We start from the raw sequence: 7140 nt of genomic DNA, 5'->3' as shown, positions 1-7140 counted from the left end.
GGGCGTGGGCGTTTGGCCCCCCCCACCACCGGAAGGGGTGAATGCACGTAACTTTCCCGTACCGGTAGCGTTCTGTCGCGCTACGGAACGGACCGACTACGCGAGGTCAGGCCACGGCCATGTCCTCGGCGGGCACGGGGAGGGCCCGGCGGGCCGCGCGGCGGGCCGCGGCGAGCGCCGGATCGAGCGCGGGCACGGCGGCGAGCAGTTGTCTTGTGTACGCCGCCGACGGCGTCTCGTACACCTCCTCGACCGTGCCCTGTTCCACGATCCGGCCGTCCCGCATGACCGCGACCCGGTCGCTGACCTGCCGTACGACGGCGAGGTCGTGGGCGATGAAGACCAGCGCCAGGCCCAGCTCGCGCTGGAGTTCCGCCAGCAGGGCGGTGACCTGCGCCTGCGTGGTCACATCCAGCGCGGAGACGGGCTCGTCGCAGACGATGAGCCGCGGCTCGGCGGCCAGCGCCCGCGCGATCCCGACGCGCTGGCGCTGCCCGCCGCTGAACTCGTGCGGGTAGCGGTCGTACCGGTCCGGATCGAGCCCGACCCGGTCCAGCAGTTCCCGTACGCGCGCGACGAGCCGGCCCTCGTCCAGCACCCCGGCGGCCCGCAGCGGATCGGCCACGGACTCGCCGACCGAACGGCGCGGATTGAGCGAGGAGACCGGATCCTGGAAGACCATCTGCAACTCACGCCGGAAGGGCCGCAGTTCCTTCTCCGGCGCCGTCGCGATCTCCGTACCCCGGTAGCGCAGCCGCCCGGCCGACGGGTCGAGGAGCCGTACCAGCATCCGCCCCAGAGTGGTCTTGCCGCTGCCGCTCTCCCCGACGATCCCCAGGGTCTCGCCGGGGTGGACGGTGAGCGAGACCCCGTCCACGGCGGTGACCGTCCCCCTCCCCCGGCTGAACTCCCGGCGCAGATCGACGGCTTCGAGCAGCGCCCCGCCCTCGGGCCTCGGCGCGGAGGCCGCCGCCCCCGTGCGCGGCGTGTCCACCCGCGGCACCGCCGCGAGCAGCGCCCGCGTATAGGTGTCGCGGGGAGCGCCGAGCACCTCGCTCACCGGCCCGCGCTCCATCTCCCTGCCGTGCCGCATCACCAGCACCTCGTCCACGCTCTCCGCCGCGACCCCGACGTCATGGGTGACCAGCAGCAGCCCCATGCCCGTCTCGCGGCGCAGTTCATGGAGCAGATCGAGGATCTGGGCCTGGACGGTGACGTCCAGGGCGGTGGTCGGCTCGTCCGCGATCAGCAGCCGCGGTTCGCAGGCCAGCGCCATCGCGATCAGCGCGCGCTGGCGCATGCCGCCGCTGAACTCGTGCGGCCTGGCCCCGGCGCGGCGCGCCGCGTCCGGGATGCCCACCCGGTCGAGGACCTCGACGGCCCGCGCGCGGGCGGCCCGCCGGGTGGCGTCCGTATGGACCCGGTAGACCTCGGCGATCTGGTCGCCGACCGCGTAGTACGGGTCCAGGGACGACAGCGGATCCTGGAAGACCATCGCGGCCACCGCGCCGCGCAGCGCCCGCAGTTCACGATCGGAGGCGGCTCCCACGTCCGTACCGCCGACCCGTACCGTCCCGCCGACGCGCGCGCCGGTCCCCCGGTGCAGACCGAGCAGCGCGCTCGCGACGGTGCTCTTGCCGCTGCCCGACTCGCCGACCAGCCCGATCGCCCGGCCGGCGGCGAGCGTGAACGAGAGCCCGTCCACGGCCCGTACGGTCCCGGCCTCCCCCGGCTCCCCGGTCGGGAAGTCGACGGTGAGGTCGTCCACGACGATCAGCCGCTCGGCCATCTCCACCTTGCCCGCCCTGTCCGCCCTGTCCGCTCTGTCCGCTCCGCCCGTCGCCTTCGCCACACCTGTCACAGGAGAGCCACCCTTCGGTCGGCCGCCGCGTAGAGCAGATCGGCCACCACATTGGCCAGGACGACGGCCGTGCCGGTCACCAGCACGACCCCCACCACCACCGGCACATCGACCATCCGTACCGCGTCGACCAGTGTCTTGCCGATACCGGGGATGCCGAAGAGGGTTTCGGTGAGCACCGCGCCGCCCACGACCGTGCCGAGGTCGTTCGCGTTGAGCGCGATGACGGGCGGTACGGCGCCGCGCAGCGCGTGCCGTCCGACCACCGACCGTTCCCCGACGCCATAGGCGCGAAACGTGCGGATATGGTCCTCGGCCAGCGTCTCCAGCGTCGAACTGCGCGTCAGCCGGGCGTATTTGGCACTCTCGTAGAAGCCGAGGGTGAGCCAGGGCAGCAGCAGGTTCCACGCCCACTGCTCGGGGTCCTGGGTGAGCGGTACGTACGAGGGGAACGGCAGCCAGCGCAGATACGCGCAGACCGCCATCAGAAGCAGCAGCCCCAGGATGAAGACGGGCATGCCGGTCCCGGCGAGGGTGAGCACGGTCAGCGCGCGCTCGGTGATCCCGCCGCGCCGCAGCGCCGAGAGCAGGCCGGTGCCCACCCCGATGACCAGCCAGATCACCATCGCGCCGAGCGCGAGGGAGAGCGTCGCGGGCAGCCGCTCCCCGAGCAGCTGGGTGACCTGCTGGTCGGTCCTGTACGAGAAGCCGAGGCAGGGCGCGTCGCAGTGCAGTACGGCCGTGCCGGTGGAGTAGTCCCGCCCGGCGACGATGCCCTGGAGGAAGTGCCCGTACTGCGTGATCACCGAGGCGTCCAGGCCCAGCCGCTCCCGTACCTGCGTGACCTGCTGGGTGGAGCACCGTTCGCCGCAGGCGAGCCTGGCCGGGTCGCCCGGTACGAGATAGAAGAGCGCGTAGACGGCGACGGACAGCACGAGCAGGACGAGCAGCGCGCCGACGAAACGTTTGAGCAGATAGCGCGTCATGAGGCCGTTTCCTTGAACGAGGCCGTTTCCTTGAACGGGGCCGTTTCCTTGAACGGGGCCGTTTCCTTGAACGGGGCCGTTTCCTTGAGCGGGGCCGTTTCCTTGAGCGAGGTGGCGGCGCCGCCCGCGCGGTCCCGGCGCCCGGCGCGTGTCCCGACCCGCAGCCGGCCGGCCTCACGCGGATCGAGCGCCGTACGCACCGCGTCCCCCAGCACCGTGAAGGCGAGCACCGTCACGAACAGCAGTCCGGCGGGGAGCAGTACGTACATCGGGTCCGCGCGGAACCAGGTCTGCGCGGTCGACAGCATCTGTCCCCAGGACGGCGTCGGCGGCCTGACCCCGACCCCGAGGAAGGACAGCGACGCCTCGATGACGATGTTCGAGGGCAGCAGGATCGCCCCGTAGGTGATGACGGGCGCGGCGAGCGAGGGCCCCAGCTCGCGCCGCGCCACCCGCATCCGCCCGGAGCCGCCGAGCCGGGCGGCGGCCACGAAGTCGAGCTGCTTCAGGGTCAGTGTCTGCGCCCGTACGATCCGGGCCGTACCGCCCCAGTTGAGCAGCCCGATGACCAGGATCAGCAGCAGGGGGCGCGGGAAGTCCGCCGGTACGACGGCCGTCAGGGCGATGGCGATCACCAGCATCGGCAGCGCGAGCATGACGTCCGTGAGCCGGCTGAGGAAGGTGTCGAGCAGCCGGTTGCCGAAACCTGCGGCGAGACCGATCGAGACCCCGATCAGCACCTGGACGGCGGTGGCGCCGACGGCGACCAGCAGCGAGACGCGGGCCCCGTACAGCAGCCGTACGAACAGGTCGCGTCCGGTGCCGGGTTCGACCCCGAGCCAGTGGTCCCCGCTCACCCCGCCGAAGGAGCCGATCGGCACACCGCCGCGCGCCGAGTCCACCAGGTCGTCGTGGTACGTGGAGGCGTCCTGGCCCTCGATCGCGGCGAGCAGGGGCGCGGCGAGCGCCAGTGCCACGAGCAGGACGAGGACGCCCCCGGCCAGCACGGCCGAGGGGCGTCCACGCAGCCGCCGCCACACCTGCCGGGCGCCCGAGGCGCCCGCGGCAACGGCGGTACTCACTTGACCGAGACCTGCGAGATGTCGAGAACGCCGGTCCAGTCGCTGATCACGATGTTCTTGACGTTCTTGCCGTACAGCCGCTTGTAGACCGGGTGGAAGAGCGGTACGTCGAGCGCCTGCTCACCGATCTTCTTGTCGAGGGCGCCCCAGCGCTCGGCCGCCGCGTTCAGATCGGTCAGCTTGTTGATCTCGTCGATCTCCTTGTTGACCGACGGGTCGTCGAGCTGGGCGTGGTTGAAGTTGGAGCCGTCCTTGACGATCTGCCTGCCGTCGAAGATCGGTGCGAGGAAGGGGCCGCCGGAGGGCCAGTCGGCGCCCCAGCGGGAGAGGAAGAAGCCGGGCGAGTCCTTGACGCTCCAGCGCGCCTCGTTGAACGCGTTGGGTTCGAGGCCCTGGAGCTCGACGGTGATCCCGGCCTGCTTCAGGGCCTCCTGGACGGCGGTGGCGACCTCGGGGCTGGTCTCCCTGTTCTGCGCGGTGGAGTGGGTGAGCGAGATCGTCAGACCGCCCGCGTACCCGGCCTCCTTCAGCAGTTCCTTGGCCTTGGCCGGGTCGCCGGTCTTTCCGGCCGGGAAGTGGTCGTAGGGCGTGTGGCCGAAGGCCGGCTGTTCGGGGAGGAAGGTGGTCGCGGGCTCGGCGAGCGCGGAGCCGCCGGCCGCGTTGATGACGCTGGTGCGGTTGATGGCGTACGAGATCGCCTGACGCACCTTGGGGTTGTCGAACGGCTTCACCTTCGGGTTGAAGGCGAGGTAGTTGGTGTAGCCGAAGTGTCCGGTGCCCACGCGCGCGGCGAGCGCCTTGTCGCTGCCGATCTGGGCCAGCTCGGCGGGCCCGAGGTTGGTGTCGGTGGTGATGGCGGAGGCGTCGGCGCCGGAGCTGGTGGAGAGCCGCTGGTTGATGACGGCGGCGTCGAGCCCGGCCTTCACATCGATCGTGTCGGGGTAGGCGTGGCGCTCCTCGTCGGTCTTCTCCGACCAGTGCGGGTTGCGCTCCAGGACGAGGTGCTGGCCGTCGCCCTCGTTCTTGACGACCTTGTACGGGCCCGAGGAGACGGGGTGCTCCTCGTAGGTGGCGCCGGTGTCCTTCGCCTTCGGAACGGGCGCGAACTGCGTCTGGGTGGCGACGAACGGGAAGTCGCCCTCGGGCTTGTTGAGCTTGAAGACGATGGTCCTGGCGTCGGGCGTCTCGATCGAGGCGAGGCCCTTCTTGTCCTTGTACGGGCCCTCGTAGTCGGCGCCGCCGATCAGCCAGTCGCGCAGATAGGGGGCGCCGCCGGAGAGCTCGGCCGCGAAGGAGCGCTCGATGCCGTACTTGATGTCGGCGGTGGTGATGGGGGTGCCGTCCTCGAACTTCAGCCCCTCCTTGAGCGTGTAGGTCCACTCCGTGGCGTCCGCGTTCGGGCGCCCGGTGTCGGTGGCGAGGTCGGGGACGACCTTGGTGCCGGCCGCTCCGCTCTCGCGGTTGCGGGTGGTGAGCGTACGGAAGACCAGCGAGGGGACGTTGCCGCCGCCTGAGGTGTAGAGCCGCGCCGGGTCGAAGTCGGTCTGCGCCTCGGTGTTGAGCACCGTGAGCGTGCCGCCCTTCTGGGGCTTGCCCTTGCCCGCGCCGTCGTCCTTGGCATCGTTGTCCTGGGGACCCGCGCAGGCGGCGGCGCCCGCTGCCACGACCAGACTGACGGCTGCCGCGGCCACGCGGCGGGATATGACGGACGGTTGACGCATCGGAAGAGACCTCTCGGTGAGCTGCGCGGGCAGGGCGCAGACAGAACAGAACAAAGGGCACTGAACGCCCTGGAGTCCGCGCAGGCGAGAGCGTGCGGAGAGGAGAACGCGATAACCGGGAGACCGTCACGGCGCGCCTGCGTACGGAACACATACGCCCGGACGCGGAGACGCTCGGCGGTGAGGAAAGGGCCGACGCGCGCTCGGGCAGGCGTCAGCGACAGTGAATGTCGGCCACGCACAGCGCGGTCACACCGATGAGCGTGAGCTCAATGGCGGTGCGGCCGGAAGCGGCGGCGCGGCGGGGGGACATGCCGAGAAATATGAACGACCCCGGGATCGATGTCAACGAGGTGCGGGGCAGTCATGAGACGGTCGTCTCAACCAGTGGGAAAGACCCAGGGGTTCGGCTTGCACTTGATCCCCCCGATGTCCAGCGACTTGGTCTGCTGCTGCATCACCGGAGCGAGCGCCCCGGGCGTGTGGCAGCTCACATGGTTGTGTCCGAGCCGGTGTCCGACCTCGTGGTTGATCAGCATCTGCCGGTAGGCGAGCATCGCCTTGTCCCCGAAGGTCTTCGCGCCCTGCGCCCAGCGGAAGGCGTTGATCATGACGCGGTCGGTCGAGGCCGAGTCGCAGGACACATTGTCGATGGTCGTGTCCAGACCGGACTTGGCGCACCAGACGCCGGTGGTTCCCGGGCTCGCGAGCGTGATCACGAAGTTGGCCTCGCCGCTGGAGACCCGTTCGAAGGTCATGGCGCCGTTGTGGGCCCAGCTCCGGTCGTCGTTCAGGGTCTTCTGGACGGCTTCGGCGAAGAGCCCCCCGTCCAGCCCGAGCCCCTTCTCGACGTCCACGCGATAGCGGAACTTCTGCCCCTTGCCCGGCGCCTTGGCGAGACCGGGTACGGCGGTGAAGTCGCCCGAGGCCGTCAGTTCGGGATCGAGCGGGAACTGGCGGGTCATCAGCTGCGCGTAGGTGGGCGCCGGGGCCGCCGCCGCGGCGGACCGCGTCGGGGTGGGCCGGCCCTTGTTGCGCGAGGTGTCATCGCTGTCGGCGCGCTCGGCGCCGTCGGCGGCCCGCGCGTCGGTACGGTCCGTACCGTCGTCGGTGACCTGCCCGGCGACGACGACCACGAGGACCGTGGTCACCGCGGCGGCGGCGATCCCGGTGAGCGTGCGTCCCTTGCCGCCTCTGGCGGGCTCCGCCGGGGCCGGCTCCGTATCGCCACCGCCGCCGGGGCCGTCGGCGCCGCCGTCCCGGTCACCGAGGGGGCCAGGACCGGGCGCGCCGTCCTTCGGGACGGCCTTACGGGAGGCGGGGGCGCCGAAGGCGTCGAACGCGTCGTCGTCGAACGCCTCGATGAACTCCCGTCGCGGTCCCGGGATCCGCGGCGCGGCGGGCGCCGGCGGCGCCGCGGGCATCGAAGTCCCGGGCGCGCCGGGCTGCTTGGGCGGGGCCGCGGCGCGCGCGGCGGGGCCGCGCGGAGC

Annotated in this window: 6 protein-coding genes; all 6 read right to left on the bottom strand. The window is 71.5% G+C overall.

Annotation, left to right across the window (positions count from 1 at the left end):
• Window positions 1-106: 106 nt before the first annotated feature.
• Complete coding sequence (locus M1203_RS37060; protein ID WP_249954284.1) at window positions 107-1789, bottom strand: ABC transporter ATP-binding protein; 1683 nt, start codon at window positions 1787-1789, stop codon at window positions 107-109.
• Window positions 1790-1857: 68 nt separating this feature from the next.
• The gene (locus tag M1203_RS37055; RefSeq protein ID WP_249954264.1) at window positions 1858-2847 is read right to left on the bottom strand and encodes an ABC transporter permease; all 990 of its coding nucleotides are present in this window, start codon (window positions 2845-2847) and stop codon (window positions 1858-1860) included.
• Entirely contained in the window at window positions 2844-3929 is a 1086-nt protein-coding gene (locus M1203_RS37050; RefSeq protein WP_249954263.1) for an ABC transporter permease, read from the bottom strand. Before M1203_RS37050 ends, M1203_RS37055 begins: the two co-directional genes overlap by 4 nt.
• Complete coding sequence (locus M1203_RS37045) at window positions 3926-5650, bottom strand: ABC transporter substrate-binding protein (protein ID WP_249954262.1); 1725 nt, start codon at window positions 5648-5650, stop codon at window positions 3926-3928. Before M1203_RS37045 ends, M1203_RS37050 begins: the two co-directional genes overlap by 4 nt.
• Window positions 5651-5864: 214 nt before the next feature.
• Complete coding sequence (locus M1203_RS39370) at window positions 5865-5963, bottom strand: Ms4533A family Cys-rich leader peptide (RefSeq protein WP_365747417.1); 99 nt, start codon at window positions 5961-5963, stop codon at window positions 5865-5867.
• Window positions 5964-6030: 67 nt separating this feature from the next.
• A partial coding sequence (locus M1203_RS37040; RefSeq protein ID WP_249954261.1) for a DUF3152 domain-containing protein occupies window positions 6031-7140 on the bottom strand: 1110 nt, incomplete at its 5' end.

Source organism: Streptomyces sp. 35G-GA-8 (genome assembly GCF_023534745.1).
GTDB lineage: Bacteria > Actinomycetota > Actinomycetes > Streptomycetales > Streptomycetaceae > Streptomyces.
This window is presented reverse-complemented; position numbering and strand designations above follow the sequence as displayed.

Bases quoted from the DNA above. Each gene is read 5' to 3' on its own strand.
- M1203_RS37060 (WP_249954284.1), bottom strand. From the start codon at position 1,789: ATGGCCGAGCGGCTGATCGTCGTGGACGACCTCACCGTCGACTTCCCG.
- M1203_RS37055 (WP_249954264.1), bottom strand. From the start codon at position 2,847: ATGACGCGCTATCTGCTCAAACGTTTCGTCGGCGCGCTGCTCGTCCTG.
- M1203_RS39370 (WP_365747417.1), bottom strand. From the start codon at position 5,963: ATGTCCCCCCGCCGCGCCGCCGCTTCCGGCCGCACCGCCATTGAGCTC.
- M1203_RS37045 (WP_249954262.1), bottom strand. From the start codon at position 5,650: ATGCGTCAACCGTCCGTCATATCCCGCCGCGTGGCCGCGGCAGCCGTC.